The organism is Dactylosporangium sp. NPDC005555, from assembly GCF_040605635.1.
GTDB lineage: Bacteria > Actinomycetota > Actinomycetes > Mycobacteriales > Micromonosporaceae > Dactylosporangium.
Window position 1 is genome coordinate 61083 of record NZ_JBEXDG010000032.1, and the last position, 18256, is coordinate 79338.

Annotated in this window: 16 protein-coding genes; 15 read left to right on the forward strand and 1 reads right to left on the reverse strand. The window is 72.0% G+C overall.

The annotated features are described in order from the left end of the window. Window positions 1–590 precede the first annotated feature (590 nt). The 11 genes from ABZS58_RS30900 to ABZS58_RS30950 all read left to right on the forward strand — a co-directional run bounded on the left by ABZS58_RS30900 (window position 591) and on the right by ABZS58_RS30950 (window position 12979). Window positions 591–836: a hypothetical protein gene (locus ABZS58_RS30900; protein WP_354786753.1), complete on the forward strand. Its 246-nt coding sequence runs from the start codon at window positions 591–593 to the stop codon at window positions 834–836. Window positions 837–1225: 389 nt separating this feature from the next. Continuing rightward, entirely contained in the window at window positions 1226–1801 is a 576-nt protein-coding gene (locus ABZS58_RS30905) for a TerD family protein (protein WP_354786754.1), read from the forward strand. A gap of 254 nt (window positions 1802–2055) precedes the next feature. Next, on the forward strand, window positions 2056–3240 hold the full coding sequence (locus tag ABZS58_RS30910) for an HpcH/HpaI aldolase/citrate lyase family protein (protein ID WP_354786755.1): 1185 nt from the start codon (window positions 2056–2058) through the stop codon (window positions 3238–3240). Next, window positions 3237–4589, forward strand: coding sequence for a phosphoribosyltransferase family protein (locus ABZS58_RS30915; RefSeq protein ID WP_354786756.1), 1353 nt, complete (start codon window positions 3237–3239; stop codon window positions 4587–4589). Before ABZS58_RS30910 ends, ABZS58_RS30915 begins: the two co-directional genes overlap by 4 nt. Next, window positions 4586–5725, forward strand: coding sequence for a cysteine protease StiP family protein (locus ABZS58_RS30920; protein ID WP_354786757.1), 1140 nt, complete (start codon window positions 4586–4588; stop codon window positions 5723–5725). Before ABZS58_RS30915 ends, ABZS58_RS30920 begins: the two co-directional genes overlap by 4 nt. Beyond that, complete coding sequence (locus tag ABZS58_RS30925; RefSeq protein ID WP_354786758.1) at window positions 5722–6540, forward strand: hypothetical protein; 819 nt, start codon at window positions 5722–5724, stop codon at window positions 6538–6540. Before ABZS58_RS30920 ends, ABZS58_RS30925 begins: the two co-directional genes overlap by 4 nt. A 28-nt stretch (window positions 6541–6568) precedes the next feature. Then, entirely contained in the window at window positions 6569–8047 is a 1479-nt protein-coding gene (locus tag ABZS58_RS30930) for a TerD family protein (protein ID WP_354786759.1), read from the forward strand. Window positions 8048–8095: 48 nt separating this feature from the next. After that, a complete protein-coding gene (locus ABZS58_RS30935) occupies window positions 8096–9820 on the forward strand; it encodes a TerD family protein (RefSeq protein WP_354786760.1) in 1725 nt (574 codons plus the stop codon). An 81-nt stretch (window positions 9821–9901) separates the two neighbouring features. Beyond that, window positions 9902–11503, forward strand: a complete 1602-nt coding sequence (locus ABZS58_RS30940; RefSeq protein ID WP_354786761.1) for a TerD family protein — start codon at window positions 9902–9904, stop codon at window positions 11501–11503. A gap of 62 nt (window positions 11504–11565) precedes the next feature. Next, window positions 11566–12192 (forward strand): AIM24 family protein, encoded by a 627-nt coding sequence (locus tag ABZS58_RS30945; protein WP_354786762.1) that lies wholly within the window; start codon window positions 11566–11568, stop codon window positions 12190–12192. Between the two features lie 10 nt (window positions 12193–12202). Then, window positions 12203–12979, forward strand: coding sequence for an AIM24 family protein (locus ABZS58_RS30950; protein WP_354786763.1), 777 nt, complete (start codon window positions 12203–12205; stop codon window positions 12977–12979). A gap of 147 nt (window positions 12980–13126) precedes the next feature. Here the strand turns inward: ABZS58_RS30950 and ABZS58_RS30955 are convergent, their stop codons facing one another. Continuing rightward, on the reverse strand, window positions 13127–14167 hold the full coding sequence (locus ABZS58_RS30955; RefSeq protein WP_354786764.1) for a LacI family DNA-binding transcriptional regulator: 1041 nt from the start codon (window positions 14165–14167) through the stop codon (window positions 13127–13129). A gap of 194 nt (window positions 14168–14361) precedes the next feature. Here ABZS58_RS30955 and ABZS58_RS30960 point away from each other — a divergent pair, with 194 nt between their 5' ends. The 4 genes from ABZS58_RS30960 to ABZS58_RS30975 are packed head-to-tail and all read left to right on the forward strand — an operon-like array spanning window position 14362 to window position 18147. Further along, entirely contained in the window at window positions 14362–15432 is a 1071-nt protein-coding gene (locus tag ABZS58_RS30960; protein WP_354786765.1) for a substrate-binding domain-containing protein, read from the forward strand. After that, a complete protein-coding gene (locus ABZS58_RS30965; protein ID WP_354786766.1) occupies window positions 15429–16445 on the forward strand; it encodes an ABC transporter permease in 1017 nt (338 codons plus the stop codon). Before ABZS58_RS30960 ends, ABZS58_RS30965 begins: the two co-directional genes overlap by 4 nt. Further along, window positions 16442–17218: an ATP-binding cassette domain-containing protein gene (locus ABZS58_RS30970; protein WP_354786767.1), complete on the forward strand. Its 777-nt coding sequence runs from the start codon at window positions 16442–16444 to the stop codon at window positions 17216–17218. Before ABZS58_RS30965 ends, ABZS58_RS30970 begins: the two co-directional genes overlap by 4 nt. After that, the gene (locus ABZS58_RS30975; protein ID WP_354786768.1) at window positions 17215–18147 is read left to right on the forward strand and encodes a carbohydrate kinase; all 933 of its coding nucleotides are present in this window, start codon (window positions 17215–17217) and stop codon (window positions 18145–18147) included. The genes ABZS58_RS30970 and ABZS58_RS30975 overlap by 4 nt, the downstream gene beginning before the upstream one ends. Window positions 18148–18256 lie beyond the last annotated feature (109 nt).

An 18256-nucleotide genomic window follows, 5' to 3' on the forward strand; every position in this document is an offset into this window, starting at 1 on the left:
CCTTCACCAATTTCCGAGACTTGCGTGACGTGGGCACACCGAGCATGGATGCTGCGCCGAATCGCCTGGTTGAACGCACCCGCCAGTCTGGCATTGCATATTTGGAAGGGAACGGCACTTCCCGTCGAATCGGAGGTCGATCAGACCGGAGTGGATCGGCCTTTTGGCTGAGGCGTCCCTCGATCAGCTACGTCGATGGTGACGCTTCGCGTTCCGCCGCTCGTGAACGAACGACCCGCCCGGGCGGACGGGGTCCGGACATCCGCGCGGGACCGGTGCGGTCCGAACCCCGCCAAGGCGGTCCTGACTGGCCATGAATAAGCATGTCAGTGGCCAATGTATGGCCAGTTTCACCGATGGTCGCGGAGGATCTCGCCATCTTCCGACATCAATCTCTTATCGGATGTCCCCGCGGGTGGTGCTTGCGGTCCGTCAAAGACTTCCGGGTCGTGCAACCACGCCCCGGGGCGCGAGCGCGGAGGTCGATGTCATGGGCGGGACCACGTTGCCGGGCACGGCCGGCGCGGCGGCCGGCGGGCGGTCACCGGCGGCCGGGCGCGCTCCGGGCGCGGGTCTGCGAGCATAGGGGCATGGCCACTCCGCCCACGGACCCGCCGGCTGACCGGATCGCCGAGCTGTTGCACCGGGAGCTGCGCACCGCACGGTCGGCGGCGATGGAGGAGGGGTCCAGCCCCGACGAGATCACCGCTGACCTGACCGAGCGGGTCGCCCGCATGCGCCGCCTCAACGCCGCCGGCTGGCGCCCGGGCTCCGGCGCGTCCGAGCCGGTGCCGGACGCCCAGGACGACGAGGCCCGCGGCGCCGACCCGGCCTGACCTGAGAGCGGTCCGGGCCGTCCGGCCCGACCCGTGCCGGCCCGGCGGTTCCCAGCGAATTCGCACGCGACGTCCGCGGGCTTGCGCCAAGCGCGGTCACCGGGCCGCCGTGGATCGGTAAACTCGGCCGTGACCTGCGACGACACGGACCGTGTCCGATCCGTCGGGGGCGGCGACGCGCGGAGGTTGATCAGCTGTTTGGGACCGGCCTCTACACTCGCACATGAATTTCCGGTGCCACCGTTCGCTCCCGGTCGTCAAAGGCTCCGCTGATCTGCGACGCTTTTCGCGATGGCCGGCGCGTTCATGGTGGCCTTTGGAAAGGTCCGGCGCGGTCCGGTCCGTATTGCAACTGCGGGGGCACCCCGCATACCGAGTTGGAGGAGTTCGTGGGAGTCAGCCTCAGCAAGGGTGGCAACGTCAGCCTCACCAAGCAGGCGCCCGGTCTGACGGCCGTCACCGTCGGTCTCGGCTGGGATGTCCGGACCACGACCGGAGCCGAGTTCGACCTGGACGCTAGCGCGATCATCTGCGGCGAGTCCGGCAAGTCGATCTCGGACCAGCACTTCGTGTTCTTCAACAACCTGGCCTCGCCGGACGGCACGGTGCAGCACCTCGGTGACAACACGACCGGTGAGGGCGAGGGCGACGACGAGCAGGTCAACGTCAACCTGGCCGGCATGGCCGCCGACGTGAGCAAGGTCGCCTTCCTCGTCTCGATCTACGACGCCGATGCGCGCGCCCAGTCCTTCGGCCAGGTGTCCAACGCCTACATCCGGGTCGTGGACCAGGCCACGGGCGCCGAGCTCACCCGTTACGACCTGTCGGAGGACGCGTCGACCGAGACCGCCATGGTGTTCGGCGAGCTGTACCGCAACGGCGGCGAGTGGAAGTTCCGCGCCGTCGGTCAGGGCTACGCCTCCGGCCTCGCCGGCATCGCCCGGGACTTCGGCGTCAACGTCTGACCCCGTCAGGGTCGCTGCACCATCGCCGCGGGTCGCCCATCCACACGGACGGACGGCCCGCGGTCCCGTACCCGCACCTCGACTACCGGCAGCGATGACACGTTCACACAGTCCGATATCTGCCACGGGGGTCAGGAAGTCCATGCCGCTCGAATTCACAAACCTGACCTAGGGTTCCTCCGCCGGGCCACACCTCGTCCAGGTCGCGCCACCGTACATGTTTCCCCGCCCGGGTCAGAGAGAAAGGACACCGAGTGCGCTACTTCTCCTATCTGCCCGGGTCCGCCGACGCGCTGTTTCACCGGCGGCCGGTCGCGTTCACCCAGGACAGCCCGCCCGAGACCCTCGCGATGGCACTCGGCGCCACCCTCTACTCACCGGCGGTGCGCCCGCGCCTCGCCGAGGACATCGTCCGCTGCCACGCCGAGGGCGTGATGAGCATGGTCGGCTGCCTGGAGGACTCGATCCGTGACCGCGAGGTCGACGAGGCCGAGCTCAACCTGGCGAGCCAGCTGCGCCGCCTCGCGCGCATGGAGGCCGGTGGCCCGCTGGTCTTCGTCCGGGTCCGCAACCCCGACCAGATCTACCGCCTCGCCGACCGCCTCGGCGACGATCTGCGGATCCTCAGCGGGTTCGTGCTGCCGAAGTTCCGGCCCGACGAGTCCGGCCAGGCCGGGCTGAAGGCGGTCCGGGAGATCGCCGACGGCAGCGGCCTGCCCCTGTACGCGATGCCGGTGCTCGAGACGCCGGAGATCGCGTACGCGGAGACCCGGATGCCGACGCTGCTCGCGGTCCGTGACATGCTCGAGAGCAACCGCGACCGGGTCCTGGCCGTCAGGGTCGGCGCGACCGATCTGAGCAGCATCTACGCCCTGCGCCGGACGGCGGAGCTGACCGCGTGGGACGTCAACGTCGTGGCCGGCATCCTGACCGACATCGTCAACGTGCTGGCCCGCCGGGACGGCAGGGGGTATGAGGTGACGGGCCCGGTCTGGGAGTACTTCTCCGGCGGCGAGCGCGTGCTCAAGCCGCAGCTGCGGGTCACGCCCTTCGAGGACCACGACCCGATGCTCCGCTCGAAGCTGGTCCGCCAGGCCCTCGACGGCCTGATCCGCGAGATCGTGCTCGACAAGGCCAACGGTATCGTCGGCAAGACGGTCATCCACCCCAGCCACGCGGCGGCCGTGCACGCGCTCAGCGTCGTCAGCCACGAGGAGTACTGCGACGCCCGGGCGATCTGCGACGACTACGCGGGCGACGGCGGCGGCGGGGTCCTGCGCAGCGTGTACATGAACAAGATGAACGAGGTCAAGCCGCACCTGTCGTGGGCGGAGCGGACGCTGGTGCGCGCCGACATCTTCGGGGTGGCCGCCGAGGGCCTCGGTTTCGTGGACTTCCTCGACGCCTCCGTCAGCAGCAGCAGGGAGCACGTCGCTTGAGCGGGCACGGTCCGATCTGGTCGGGCACCTGGGTCACGGACCGGCTCGGGGTCCGGCTCACCGACGCGGCCGCGGACGGCCCGCGGGTCGCGGACCTCGCGGGGCTCGCCGTGCGGCGCAACCCGCGGCGCGCGCACCTCGTCGTGTCGCAGGTGCTCGGCAAGCACATCCCCGCCGAGCCGCGCACGATCTACGCCGCCGGCCGGCTCCTCGCCCTGCGGGCCGCCGCGGTCCTCGGCGCGGGGACCGACCCGGACGCGGGCTGGGACACCGACGACTTCGACGAGGTCAAGCTGCCGGGCGGCCCGCCTCTCGTCGTCGGCTACGCGGAGACGGCCACGTCGCTGGGCCACGTCGTCGCCGACGGTTTCGCCGACGCCGACTACCTGCACTCGACCCGCCGGGCCGTGCCCGGGGTCGCGCTGCTCGGCCGCTTCGACGAGGCGCACAGCCACGCCACCGAGCACCTGCTCCTGCCCGCCGACGCCGCCTGGCTCGACCGCGACGGCCCGCTGATCCTCGTCGACGACGAGCTGACCACCGGCCGCACCGCGCAGGCGACGATCCGCGAGCTGCACGCCGTGCGGCCCCGCGAGCGGTACGTCGTCGCCGCGCTGCTGGACCTGCGGACCGCCGCGGACCGGTCCGGGTTCGCCGCCCTCGGCGAGGAGCTCGGCACCCGCGTCGACGTCGTCGCCCTCGCCGCCGGGGAGGCGGTCGTGCCGGCCGACGCCCTGGAACGGGGCAGCGCGTTGGTGGCCTCGCTGGACGTACCGCGGCCGCCGCAGCCGACCGGGTCGGCCGCCGTGCACAGGATCGACGCGACCTGGCCCTCCGGGCTGCCCGAGGGGGGCCGGCACGGGTTCGCCGCCGCGCACCGCACCGGCCTGCTGGAGACCGCCGACCGGCTCGCCGAGCAGGTGTCGGCGACCCTGCCCGGCGGCGCGTCGGTGCTGGTCCTCGGCAGCGAGGAGCTCATGTACGCGCCGCTGCTGCTGGCCCGCGGCCTGGCCGGAAGCGCCGGCGGGCACCGGCCGGTCCGCTTCTCCTCGACGACCCGGTCGCCGGTCCTGCCGGTCGACGAGCCCGGCTACGCCATCCGCACCCGGCTCACGTTCGCCGCGCACGACGGCACCGACACCGACAAGCCCCGCTTCGCCTACAACACCCGTGGGTTCGACCGGATCGTGCTCGTCGTCGACCGGACCGGTGACACTCCCGCACTGTGGGAGGACGGCGGCCTGGTGGCGGCGCTGCGCGGAGTCTGCCAAGGTGTCACGGTCGTGGTCGTCCCGGACCTCCGGCCGGCTGTCGCCCAAGCAATGGAACCGCAGGAAGGGACCCGGTGAACGTCCAACCCCCAGCACCGCTGCACGGCCCGGAGTTCTCCTCCTACGCCGCGTCCGAGGTGAGCTGGCTGCTGACCGACCTGTCGCACGTCGCCCTGGAGGCGCCGGCGGCGGAGCGCGAGGCGATGATGCAGGCGAAGGCCGGGCACTACGCCGAGTCGCTGCCGATCGAGTACCAGCCGACGGGGGAGTACCTCGACCTCTTCCACGAGGCCCTGGCCGCGTCGGCGGAGCGGGTCGCGCACGCCGTCGGCGTCGTCACCGAGCTCGTCCTCGCCGCCCGCTCGTCCTCGGCGGTGCTGGTCTCGCTCGCCCGGGCCGGCACGCCCGTCGGCATCCTCATGCGCCGCTGGGCGCGGTTCGCGCACGGCGTGCAGCTGCCGCACTACGCGGTGTCGATCGTCCGCAGCCGCGGCATCGACCTCGAGGCGATGCGATACCTGGCCCGCCACCACGACCCGGCGCAGGTCATGTTCGTCGACGGCTGGACCGGCAAGGGCGCCATCTGCCGCGAGCTGCGCGAGGCCGTCACGCTCCTGGCGGAGTCCGGCGGGCCCGCCTTCGACCCGCAGCTCGCGGTGCTCGCCGACCCCGGCGGTTGCACCGGCGTCTTCGGCACCCGCGACGACTTCCTCATCCCCTCGGCCTGTCTCAACTCGACGGTGTCGGGGCTGGTGTCGCGCACCGTGCTCAACGACCGGTACATCGGGCCCGGCCGGTTCCACGGCGCCAAGTTCTACCAGGAGCTCGCTCCCGGCGACGTGTCGGGGCTGTTCCTGGACGCGATCGAGGCGTGCTTCCCGGCGGTCGCCGCCCGGGTCGCCGCCGACTGGCCCGCCCTCGCCGCCACGGACCGCACCCCCGACTGGAGCGGCTGGAAGATCGCGCTGCGGCTCAGCGAGGAGTACGGTCTCGACGACGTCAACCTGCTCAAGCCCGGCGTCGGCGAGACGACCCGGGTGCTGCTGCGCCGCTCGCCGTGGCGGGTGCTGATCCGCCCGGACGCGCGCGCCGAGCTCGGCCACGTCCTGCTGCTGGCGAAGGACACCGGCATCCCGGTCGACGAGGTCGCCGACCTGCCGTACGCCTGTGTCGGCCTGATCCGCCCCAAGGGCGCGAAGGGGGCCACGCAGTGACCACCGTCGTCGCCACGGACCTGGACGGGACCGTCATCTTCTCCGAGAAGGCGATGTCGCACGGGCCCGTCCGCCCCGCCGACGAGGACCTGGTGCCCGTCGACGTCGACGGCGACCGGATCTACGCCTACATGACGACCCAGGTCGTGCGGCAGTGGACCGGGCTGGCCGACGCGCGCGTCGTCGTGCCCGCCACGACCCGCTCCGTCGAGCAGTACCAGCGGCTGCGGCTGCCCGGGCAGCGCCCGCCCGCCGCGGTCGTGTGCAACGGCGCCCGGCTCCTCGTCGACGGCTCGTCCGACGCGGGCTGGGAGCGGCAGGTCCGGCAGCGGCTCGCCGAGGGCGGCGCCTCCTTCGACACCGTCTGGCAGGAGGCGCGGCGCTGGCGCGAGCAGCGCGGCTTCGACGCCGTCCGCGCGGTGGAGGACTTCTTCATCTACCTCACCGTGCGGGTCCGCGAGCCGTGGCTCACGGACTTCGCCGCCGAGGCCGCCGCATGGGGACGGATCAACGGCTGGCGGGTCTCGCTGCAGGGCAGGAAGCTGTATCTTCTGCCCACCGGCCTGGACAAGGCCGCCGCGGTGGCGCACGCCGCCGAGCGGCTGGGCGCGGACCGGGTCGTCGCCGGCGGGGACTCCCTGCTGGACGCCGACATGCTCCGGGCGGCGCACGCGGCGATCCGACCGGCGCACGGGGAGCTCCACCTCACCGGCTTCACGTCGCCGCACTGCCTGACCACGGCTTCCGCGGGTGCGGCGGCCGGTGACGAGATTCTCGACTGGTACGTGGCCCAGACCGGTGACGGTCGGCCTTGACGGACATCTGACAAGAGGAGAACAAAGCATGGCCACCGTGCTGGTGAAGGGCCAGAACACCGCGCTGACCGCCAACGACGTGCGCGTCGTGGTGGAGGTCGGCGTCGCCACCGACCTGTCCGCGCTGCTGGTGACGACGGCCGGCAAGGTGCGGACCGACGCCGACTTCGTCTTCTACAACCAGCCGGACGGCCCCGGCGTCACCGTGCGCGACACCGGCGGCGGCAAGTGGCAGGCATCCGTCTCCACCGGCGCGATCCCGGCCGACGTCGACAAGGTCCGCGTCGTGGTCAGCGTCGACGGCACCGGTCAGCGGTTCGGGCAGTTCGCCCCGCCCGTCGCGAAGGTCTACGACCAGGCCGGCGCCGAACTCATCCAGTACGTGGTCGCCGGCCTGGACACCGAGAGCATGGTGATCGCGCTGGAGATCTACCGCCGCGGCGCCGACTGGAAGGTCCGGGCCGTCGGCCAGGGCTACGCCGGTGGCCTCGCCGACCTGGTCCGCGACCACGGCGTGTCCGTCGACGACTCGCCGGCCCCGCAATCGGCCCCGCCGGTCGCCTCCGCCCCGCCGGTCGCGCCGCCGCCGCCGGTCGCGCAGCCGCCCGCGCCGCCCGTCGCGCAGCCGCCCGCGCCGCCGCAGCCGCCGGCCGCGCCGGTCTACACGATGCCGGCGCAGACCGCGCCGTCGCACGTCGCGCCTCCGCAGGAGACCCCGGCGTACGGGCAGAACACCCCGCCGTTCGGCCAGCAGCCCCCGGCCGCGCCCGGCTACGGTCAGCAGCCGCCCGCTTATGGTCAGCCGCCGGCCGCGCCGGCCTACGGTCAGCAGCCGCCGGCCGCCCCGGCCTACGGGCAGCCGACCCAGCAGATGCCGCCGGTCCCGCCGGCGCCGGCCGCCCCCGCGCAGGACGCCCCCGTCGGCGGCCCCGGCGGGCCCGTCAACCTCAGCAAGGGCCAGCGGGTGTCGCTGCGCAAGCAGGACGGCTCGTCGCTCAGCCTGGTCCGGATGGGCCTCGGCTGGGACCCGATCAAGAAGCGCGGCCTGTTCGGCAACCGGGAGACCGAGGTCGACCTGGACGCCTCGGCGATCCTGTTCGCCGACAAGCAGCCGGTCGACATCGCGTTCTTCAACCAGCTGCGCAGCAAGGACGGCTCCGTCCAGCACGCCGGTGACAACCGCACCGGCGCGGGCGACGGCGACGACGAGTCGATCGTCGTGGACCTCAACCGCGTCCCGGCGCACGTCACCACGATCATGTTCGTGGTCACCTCCTACGAGGGGCACACGTTCGCGCAGATCGAGGCGGCGTTCTGTCGGCTGGTGGACGAGACGACCCGGGCCGAGCTGACCCGCTATACGCTCTCCGGCGGCACGCCGAGCACGGGCATGGTCATGGCCAAGCTGCACCGGGACGGCAACGGCTGGAAGATGACGGCGATCGGCGAGCCCCAGAACGCCAAGCAGCCGCTGGAGATGATCCCGGCGCTGGGCCGCTTCCTGTAGCCGCAGCAGTCACCGAAGTCAGGGTCCGTCGGCATCAGGAGGGGAACAATGACGCAGGTCTTCGTCAAGGGGCAGAACGCACCCCTGACGGCAGCCGCGCTCAGGATCATGGTCGACGCCGGGATCGCGGTCGACCTGTCGGCGTTGCTGCTCACGGAGACGGGACGCGTCCGGTCCGACGGTGACCTCGTCTTCTACAACCAGCCGGCGGCGCCGGGGGTGACGTGGCTGACCGGCGGCGCCGGCGGGGCGCAACGGGTCGAGATCGACCTGTCTGCGATCCCCGCCGACGTCGCCCGGGTCATCGCGGTGATCAGCCCCGACGACCGCACCATGACGTTCGGGTCCGGCGCCGCGCCGGTCGCCCGGCTCGTCGAGGCGACCGGCACGGAGCTGGGGACGTTCACCATGCAGGGCCTCAGCGAGGAACGGGCCGTCATCGCCTGGGAGCTGTACCGCCGCGCCGGCGCCTGGAAGGTCCGCGCCATCGGCCAGGGGTACTCCGGCGGCCTGGCCCAGCTGATCGCCGCGCACGGCGTGGACGTCGAGCAGGAGGAGCCGGTGGCGGCCCCGGTCACGTCGTCGCCGCACTTCCCCGGCACGTCCGGGACCGTCACGTCCTCGCCGCACTTCCCCGGCACCGGCGGGGCACCGGCCGCGTCGCAGCAGCCGCAGCAGCAGCAGCCGCTGCCGGAGGTCGGCGGCCCCCTGGAGGAGCGGCTCTACCAGCAGGTGTGGTCGATCTTCCAGGACGCGGCACGGTCCACGTCGGCGCTGCGCTCCGCCGTCGGCTACGCCGAGCAGCGGCGCGACAGCGAGGTCGGTGAGCTGCTCAACGACCCGCGGCTGCGCAACTCGCCGCAGACGGCAGCGGCCCGCGCCGAGGCCGACCGCCGCCACGACGAGCTCGTCCGCCGCGCGGAGGCCGACCGCCGCCGCGACGTCGACCAGCTCGTCACCGAGCTCAAGGGGCTCTCGGCGTCGCTGCCGGCGCCGATGGCCGCCTGGGACAGCCCGCGGTGGCGCGACTGGCGCCTGCCGGAGACGCTGACCGTCGGCATCCGCGTCGGCGACGTGCACGTCCCGGAGTCGCCGGAGCTGCGGATCCCGCTGCTGTTCCGGCTGCCGCTGATGCGGGCGCTGTGGATCGACTCGACCGGCGCCGACCGCAACACCGCCGTGGCGATGGCCCGCTCGGTCGTGGTCCGGCTCCTCGCCGCGCACCCGCCCGGCCAGCTCAGCGTCTCCGTCGCCGACCTCGCCGGGGCCGGCGCCGCGGCCCGCGCGTTCGACCTCGGCGGCGCCCAGGGGGGCGGGTCCGGCGCGGTGCCGGTCGCGGCGACCCCGCAGGCGCTCAGCGACATGCTGGAGCACCTCGTCGAGCGGGTCGACCTGGTGCAGATGGCGATGCGGGCCGGCGCGACGGACCCTTCGCACGAGCACATCGACGGGGGGCGGCGGCTGCTGGTGCTGCACGACTTCCCGTACGGGTTCGACGAGGCCACCTTCGCGCGCCTGCAGTACCTGCTCAGCGAGGGGCCCGAGGCCGGCGTGCACATCCTGATGGTCGCCGACCCGCAGGACTCCTCGACGCTCGGTCCGATGGTCGGGGCGGTGTGGCGCTCGATGGCGCGCCTGCCCGTCCTGTCCGGGGACCACATGGGCGACCCGTGGGTGGGGCTGACCTGGACGTTCACGCCGGACGCCACCACGGGCAGCACCGCCGTCGACGAGATCCTCGCCCGCCTGGCCCGTCAGGCGGACGGGCGATGACCCGTTACTGTCAGGCGCCACTTGAACGGTGCCGCTATAAGTTGATCGCAGACGCGCTGTCGTTGTAGCCGAGGAGATCACGTGTCTCAGTCATTCACTCGGGGGCAGAAGAGCCCGATTTCGAACTTCACCACGGGAGATGATCTGTATGTAGGCATCCAGTTGAACGCTCCCGGGATCACGTGGGACATCTCGTGCTTCGGCCTGGACGCCGACGACAAGCTCGTGGACGACAACTACTTCATCTTCTTCAACCAGCCGAAGTCGCCCGAGGGCTCGATCCAGAAGCTGGGTCCGCAGTCCGGTGACACGGACTCGTTCCGCGCGACGCTCAGCGCCGTGCCGGAGAAGGTCGCGAAGCTGTCGTTCTGCGCCGCGATCGAGACCTCGGGCACCGCGAGCCAGCTGCAGTCCGGCTACCTGCGCATCGTCGCCGGCGGCCAGGAGGTCATGCGGTACAGCTTCACCGGCGCCGACTTCGGCACCGAGCGGGCGATCATCATCGGCGACCTGTACCGCAAGGGCGTCTGGCGTGCCGCCGCCGTCGGGCAGGGTTTCGCCGGCGGGCTGGCCGACCTGATCCGCTCGTACGGTGGCAACGTCGACGACGACCCGGCTCCGGCGCCCGCCGGTCCCGCGCCCGGGTTCGCGCCGCCGCCCGGTGGGCCGCCGCCGCAGCAGCAGGGCTTCGCGCCGCCGCCGCCCGCGCCCACGCAGCAGTTCGCGCCGCCGCCCGCGCCCACGCAGCAGTTCGCGCCGCCGCCGCAGCAGTTCGCGCCCCCGCAGCAGCAGCCCGGTTTCGCCCCGCAGGGCCAGCCCGGCTACCAGCAGCAGCAGCAGCCCGGGTTCGCGCCGCAGGGCCAGCCGGGGTATCCGCCCCAGCAGCCCGGCTACCCGCCGCAGGGCCAGCCGGGGTATCCGCCCCAGCAGCAGCCCGGTCAACCGCCGCAGGGTCAGCCCGGCTTCCCGCCGCAGCAGGGTTTCCCGCCGCAGGGTGACCTGCTGCCGTCGCAGGCCGAGCGCGTCCAGCCGGGCGTCATGCACAGCCTGCAGAAGTACAAGGAAGCGCCGGCCACCGGCCGCTGGTCGAAGCAGAACAGCAAGCTCGTCAAGGTCACCCTCGGCCCGGACGCCCACGCGCGGCGCGGCTCGATGGTCGCCTACCAGGGCAACGTCGAGTTCGAATACAAGGGCTCCGGCGGCCTGAAGGCGATGTTCGAGGGCGCGATGACCGGCCAGGGCCTCAAGCTCATGACGCTCAAGGGCCAGGGCGAGGTGTTCCTCGCCGAGAACGCCAGCGACCTGCACATCGTCGAGCTGCAGGGCCAGGCGCTGTGCATCAACGCCAACAACGTGCTCGCCTTCGACGCGAGCCTGCAGACCGAGGTCAAGCGGATCGAGAGCCCCGGCATCCCCGGCGGCGGCTTCTTCCACCTGGAGGTCCGCGGTCAGGGCACCGTCGTCGTCATGACCAAGGGCACCCCGGTCACCCTGATGTGCCAGGGCCCGACGTTCGGCGACATGAACGCCGTCGTCGCCTGGACCGCCGGCATGCGGGTCGCGGTGTCGACGCAGGTCCGGGTGTCCCGGCAGATCTACGCCGGCGAAAGCGGCGAGTCCGTCGCGCTCCAGTTCATGGGAATGCAGGGCCACTTCGTCGTGGTCCAGCCCTACGAGGTCTGAAAGGGGACGCTGTGCAGAGTCCACTGCTCCAACACTATGGCCAGACGCAGGTCCGGGACCGCATGAGCCTTCACGGCAGCAAGATCGCCAAGGTCATGATGGCGCAGGGCCAGGACCTGATGGCCCGGACCGGCTCGATGATCGCCTACGAGGGGCTCATCGACTTCAACCCCAACCCGCCGCAGCTCGGCGCGATGGCCCGGTCCTGGGCCACCGGCGAGGGCGTGCCGCTGATGACCGCCACCGGTCAGGGCGAGCTCTACCTCGCCGACTACGGCAAGGAGGTCGTCGTCGTGCAGCTCGCCGGCGAGGGCCTGTCCGTCAACGGCAAGAACATCCTCGCCTTCGACGCCACCCTCCAGTGGAGCATCGAGCGGGTCAAGGGCGTCAGCATGCTGTCCGGCATGGGCATGTTCAACGTGGTCATCCGCGGCAACGGCTGGGTCGCGCTGACCAGCAAGGGCACGCCCGTGGTCCTCGACACCCGCGAGGCACCGACCTATGTGGACACCGACGCGCTGGTCGGCTTCACCGACGGGCTGAGCATCAGCCCCAAGCGCACCGCCCGCTTCGGCAGCCTCATCGGCCGCGGCTCCGGCGAGTCGTTCCAGCTCGGCTTCTCCGGGCAGGGTTTCGTGATGGTCCAGCCGAGCGAGGACGCGCGCCCCGCTTTCTCGGCCCGGGGTTGAGGAGACCGACATGTACCAGAGCTCACTGCTGGCCAACCAGGAAGTCCAGAGCACCGAGCGGTTCGTCCTGCAGAACGGCAAGATGCTGAAGGCCACCCTCGGGCAGGCCACCGGCATGCGCGAGTTCTTCGCCCGCAAGGGTGCGATGGTCGCCTACCAGGGCGGCGTGAACTTCGACTCGCAGTACCAGGGCTGGGGCTCGCACGTCGCCCGGCACTTCACAGGTGAGAGCCTGAACCTGATGAAGGTCCACGGCAGCGGCACCGTGTTCCTGGCCAACCAGGCCCAGGACATCCACATTCTGGACCTCGCCGGCGACGGCCTCACCGTCGACGGCAACAACATCCTCGCCTTCGAGACCCAGCTGCGCTGGGACATCGTGCGCATCGACTCGCAGGTCCAGATCGCCGGCGCCGGCAGCTACAACATCGACATCGGCGGCCGGGGCAAGGTCGCCGTCACCACCACCGGCGCGCCGCTGGTCATGCGGGTCACCCCCAACAACTACTACTTCGCCGACGCGGACGCGGTCATCGCCTGGTCCTCGAGCCTGCAGGTCAGCATGCAGGCGGCGGTCACGTCCTCCTCGGTGTGGCGCCCTCGCGGCAACACCGGCGAGAGCTGGCAGATGCAGTTCACCGGTGAGGGCTTCGTCGTCGTCCAGCCGGCCGAGCTGCTGCCCCCGTACGACGCCCTCGCCGGCACCAGCATGGCCGGCCGCTTCGGCCTCGGCCAGGGCGGCATGCAGGGCAACAACCCGTTCGGCGGCATGGGCGGCGGTCGCTGACCGCTTCACCTGCCTGATCGGTCCCGGACGGGTGCACCTGTCCGGGACCGTTCGTATTCCCAGCCGCCAACCCCATTGCGGGCTGAGCGGTCCATGTCGGCACGCCGCCAGCAAGTGCCTGCCCACCCACGGCACTTCCAGCCGGCGTCAGGGTGGGGCGGGGAGTTCGCCGGAGCCGCGGGGGACGAGGCGGGTCTCGACCAGGTGGGTCGTGGGCTCCCAGTCCTCGCCGTCCAGGCGGCGGAACAGGAGGTCCGCGGCGACGCGGCCCATCCGGTAGGGGTCCTGGGACACGACCGTCACGGCGGGTTCGAGGAGGTCGGCGAGGGGGAAGTCGTCGAAGCCGACGACCGCGACCCGCTGCTGCAGGCCGCGGGCGCGCAGGGCGCGGATCGCGCCGATGGTGATGAGGTTCTGCGCGCTGAAGCAGGCGGTCGGTGGGGAAGGGGTGTCCAGGAGACGGCCGAAGGCGGCCTCGGCGGCCGAGGTCGTGTGCAGGTCGTGGGCGATGTGCGAGGGGCGGATGCCGTGGTCGCTGAGGGCGTCCTTGTAGCCCTGGAAGCGGTGCCTGGCGGTGGCGATCGTGCGCAGGTCCCCCAGGAAGGCGATGTCGCGGTGGCCGTGGGCGAGGAGGTGGCGGACCGCGTCGGCGGCGCCTGACTCGTTGTCGACGAGGACGGCGTCGGCGTGCAGGCCGACGGGTGGGCGGTCGACGAAGACGAGCGGGGTGCCGGGGGCGACCTCGCGGGTCAGGTACGCCTGGTTGTCGCTGGCCGGGACGATCAGCATCGCGTCGGCCTGGCGCATCGCGAAGGCGCGGACGAGGGCGCGCTCGCGACCGGGATCCTCCTCGACGCTGCCGGCGAAGACCATCACGTCGCGGGCGTGGGCGACGTCCTCCAGGGCGCGGTACAGCGCCGAGGAGAACGGGTTGGAGACGTCCTCGAGCACGGCGGCGATGGCGGCGGTGCGGCCGCCCGCGCGGCGCAGGCTGCTGGCGGTGATGTTGGGCCGGTACTCCAGCTGCCGGATCGCCCGCTCGACGGCGTCGGCCTTGGAGGGGCTGACGCCGGGCTCGCCGTTGACGACCCGGGAGACGGTCTTCGGGCTGACCCCCGCGAGCTGCGCCACGTCGCGCAGGGTCGGGCGGGCCCGGGCGGCGCTGGCAGCACTGGCAGCACTGGTCACGGCACTCCCTCGCGAAGATCGGCTCCCCTATTATCGCCAGCCCGCCCATCCTCCCCGACGCAGGCCTGTTTGACAACGATGTCAAGTCGAGGAGCAAGCAGTCCAAGAGCATCAAGGATGCCATATTGACAATCATGATGAGCCGGGTCGACACTCCTTGACATCGTTGTCAAAGACTGGGCTGAGGAGCTGACATGATGCAACGCAACCGTCTGCGGGCCGCGGGGTTGCTCGCCGTCGCGGTGGTCGCCGGCGGGCTCACCGCGGCGTGCGGCGACGACAGCGGCAGCGACCAGGTGTCGGTCTCGCTGATCACCAAGAACTCGACGAACCCGTTCTTCGTCACCATGCAGGACGGCGCGAAGCAGGCGGCCGCGGCTGAGGGCGTGAAGCTGACCATCGCCGCCGGGAAGGCCGACGGCGACGAGGCCGGGCAGGTGCAGGCGATCGAGGACGCCATCGCCCGCGGCGACAAGGGCATCCTCATCACGCCGAACGGGCCGGGCGTCAACCCGGCGATCAAGAAGGCCCGCGACGCCGGGCTCTACGTCATCGCCCTCGACACGCCGCCGGACCCGGCGAACACCGTCGACATCACGTTCGCGACCGACAACTTCAAGGCCGGCGAGCTCATCGGCAAGTGGACCGCGACATCGCTGGCCGGCAAGCCCGCCACGATCGCCATGCTCGACCTGTTCAACGACAAGATCGTGTCGGTGGACTACAACCGCGACCAGGGCTTCCTCACCGGCATGGGCATCGACGCCAAGGACAGGAAGCGCAACGGCGACGAGGCGAAGACCGGCAGCTACGCGGGCGGCGGCACGTACAGCATCGTGTGCAACGAGCCGACCAACGGCGCCGAGGACGGCGGCCGGACCGCCATGGAACGCTGCCTCACGAAGAACCCGGCGGTCAACGTGGTCTACACGATCAACGAGCCGGCCGCCGTCGGCGCGCAGAAGGCGCTGCAGGCCGCCGGCGCCAAGGACGTCCTCGTCGTCTCCGTCGACGGCGGGTGCGACGGCGTCAAGCAGGTCAAGGACGGGCTCATCAACGCCACGTCGCAGCAGTACCCGACGAAGATGGCCGAGCTCGGCGTGAAGGCCATCAAGCAGATCGCGACCGGCGGCGAGAAGCCGAAGGTCACCGGCGGTCTCGACTTCTTCGACACCGGCGTCGCCCTGGTGACCGACAAACCGGCCGCCGGCACGGAGAGCATCGACAGCACCGAGGGCGCCAAGCGGTGCTGGGGCAAGTCATGACGGCGGCCACCGCGGCCGAACAGTTCGCGCTCCGCAGACGCTCGCCGGTGCAGCGCGTCCAGCACGTCCTGCACTCGTACCCGGCGATCAGCCCGTTCCTGGTGCTCGTCGTCTCCTTCGCGGTGTTCTCGCTCATCAACCCGCGCTTCGCCCAGCCGAACTCGCTGTCGCTGGTGCTGCAGCAGGTCGCCGTCATCGGGGCGCTCGCGGTCGGGCAGACGCTGATCATCCTCACCGCCGGCATCGACCTGTCCGTCGGCGCGGTCACGATCCTCGCGATGATGCTGTCGGCGAAACTCGCCGAGGGCAACGGCATCCCCGGCGTCCTCGCCGTGCTCGTCGGCATCGCGGTCGGGGTCGCCGCCGGCACGCTCAACGGCACCCTCGTCACCCGCATCGGGCTGCCGCCGTTCATCGTCACCCTCGGCACGCTGAGCGTGTTCACCGCGATCGGCCTGCTGTACTCGAAAGGCCAGAGCGTCCAGTCGGCCGACCTGCCGGCGCTGCTCAACTGGACGGGGGAGACGTTCGCGATCGGCCGCTTCCGGATCACCGCCGGGGTCGTGCTCGTCGCCGTCCTGTACGTCGTGGTCGGCTTCGCCCTCGCCAACACCGCCTGGGGCCGGCACGTCTACGCCGTCGGGGACGACAAGGAGGCCGCCCGGCTCGCCGGCATCCGCGTGGACAGGGTGCTGCTCAGCGTGTACGTCATCGCCGGCGCCATCTACGGCCTCACCGCCTGGATCCTCATCGGCCGGGCCGGCGCCGCCAGCCCCAACGCGATCACCGACGCCAACCTGGAGAGCATCACCGCCGTCGTCATCGGCGGCACCAGCCTCTTCGGCGGCCGCGGCGCCGTCCTCGGCACGCTGCTCGGTGCGCTCATCGTCGGCTTCTTCCGCAGCGGCCTGTCCCTGGCCGGGGTCGACGACCAGTACCGCGTCCTCGCCGTCGGCCTGCTCGTCCTCGTGGCGGTGGCCGTCGACCAGTGGATCCGGAGGGTGCGCGCATGAGCACCCCGGTCCTCTCCGCCCGTGGCCTGGTGAAGACGTTCGGCCGGGTCGTCGGCCTCGACGGCGTCGACATCGACCTGTTCCCCGGCGAGGTCCTCGCCGTCATCGGCGACAACGGCGCCGGCAAGTCCACGCTCATCAAGTGCCTCACCGGCGCGCTCGTCCCCGACGCCGGGACGTTGGAGCTCGACGGGCGGCCGGTGCAGTTCCGGCGCCCGCAGGACGCCCGCGACGCCGGCATCGAGACCGTCTACCAGACCCTCGCGGTCGCCCCGGCGCTGGACATCGCCGGCAACCTGTACCTGGGCCGGGAGCGTCGGCGGCCCGGACCGCTCGGCACGGTCCTGCGGATGCTGGACAAGAAGGGCATGCGCCGCGACGCCGGGCAGGCCCTCGCCGACCTCGGCATCGGCACCCTGCAGAACATGGCCCAGCCGGTCGAGACCCTGTCCGGCGGGCAGCGCCAGGCGGTCGCGGTCGCCCGCGCCGCCGCCTTCGGCAGCAAGGTCATCGTCCTGGACGAGCCGACCGCCGCGCTCGGCGTCCGCGAGTCCAACCAGGTGCTCAAGATGATCGGCGAGGTCCGCTCCCGCGGCCTGCCGGTCATCCTGATCAGCCACAACATGCCGCACGTGTTCGAGGTCGCCGACCGCGTCCACATCCAGCGCCTCGGCCGGTGCGCGGGCATCATCACGCCGCGCTCGCACACGATGTCGGAGGCGGTCGCCGTCATGACCGGCGCCACCACCCTGGCCGAGACCCCGGGCCAGTGATCACTGTCGTCGGTGAAGCCCTGGTGGACCTGATCGAGGGTCCACCAGGCACGACCCTGGCGCATCCCGGCGGCAGCCCCGCCAACGTCGCCGTCGCCCTGGCCCGCCTCGGCGATGCCACCGGGCTGCTGACCCAGGTCGGCGCCGACCCGCACGGCCGGTTGATCCTCGATCACCTGGCCGCCAATGGTGTACGACTCACGCCCGGCACCCTGCACGCGGCGACCCCGACGAGCGTCGCGCGGACCACGCCCGCCGCCGACGGTCAGGCGGACTACTCGTTCGACGTCACCTGGCGGCGCTTCTCCCCGGCTCCGTCCACAGTGGAGGGCGACTGTCTGCACACCGGGTCGATCGCCGCGTTCCTGGACCCTGGCGCCGCCGACGTCGCCGCCCTGGTCCGGAATGCCCGCGCGACCGCGACGGTCAGCTACGACCCCAACTGCCGGCCGTCGCTGATGGGCGGGAGGGCGACGGCGGCCCGGCGGGTCGAGGACCTCGTCGCGCTCAGCGACATCGTGAAGGTCAGCCAGGAGGACCTCGCCTGGCTGTACCCGTCACAGTCCTATGTGGACACCGGCCGCGCCTGGCTCGCCCACGGCGCCCGGCTCGTCGTGGTCACCCTCGGCGCGGCCGGCGCCTGGGCGGCGACCGGCGACGTCGCGGTCGCGGTCGCGGCACCCCGGACCGCGGTCGTGGACACGGTGGGTGCCGGGGACACGTTCACGGCGGGGCTGCTGCACGCCTGCGCCGCCGAGGGCCTGCTCGGCGCCGCGAACCGGGACCGGCTGGCGTCGGTCAGCCCCGCGACCCTCACCGCCATGCTGACGTTCGCGTCCCGGGCGGCGGGGATCACCTGCTCCCGCCGCGGCGCCGACCCGCCGACCCTCGCCGAGCTGCACGGTCAGGCCGGCTCCGGCTCGTCATAGCCGCTCTCGACGTCGTTGAACCCCAGGCACAGCGCATCCGCGTGGTGCGGGTAACAGCTCACCCGTGCATCTTTCACCGGCGGCACCGGCCGTGACCTGCGGGGGTGGG

What these genes read in the sequence shown, in the direction of transcription:
- ABZS58_RS30935 (WP_354786760.1), top strand. Translation starts at nt 8,096, where the DNA reads ATGACGCAGGTCTTCGTCAAGGGGCAGAACGCACCCCTGACGGCAGCC.
- ABZS58_RS30950 (WP_354786763.1), top strand. Translation starts at nt 12,203, where the DNA reads ATGTACCAGAGCTCACTGCTGGCCAACCAGGAAGTCCAGAGCACCGAG.
- ABZS58_RS30930 (WP_354786759.1), top strand. Translation starts at nt 6,569, where the DNA reads ATGGCCACCGTGCTGGTGAAGGGCCAGAACACCGCGCTGACCGCCAAC.
- ABZS58_RS30960 (WP_354786765.1), top strand. Translation starts at nt 14,362, where the DNA reads ATGATGCAACGCAACCGTCTGCGGGCCGCGGGGTTGCTCGCCGTCGCG.
- ABZS58_RS30900 (WP_354786753.1), top strand. Translation starts at nt 591, where the DNA reads ATGGCCACTCCGCCCACGGACCCGCCGGCTGACCGGATCGCCGAGCTG.
- ABZS58_RS30965 (WP_354786766.1), top strand. Translation starts at nt 15,429, where the DNA reads ATGACGGCGGCCACCGCGGCCGAACAGTTCGCGCTCCGCAGACGCTCG.
- ABZS58_RS30945 (WP_354786762.1), top strand. Translation starts at nt 11,566, where the DNA reads ATGAGCCTTCACGGCAGCAAGATCGCCAAGGTCATGATGGCGCAGGGC.
- ABZS58_RS30970 (WP_354786767.1), top strand. Translation starts at nt 16,442, where the DNA reads ATGAGCACCCCGGTCCTCTCCGCCCGTGGCCTGGTGAAGACGTTCGGC.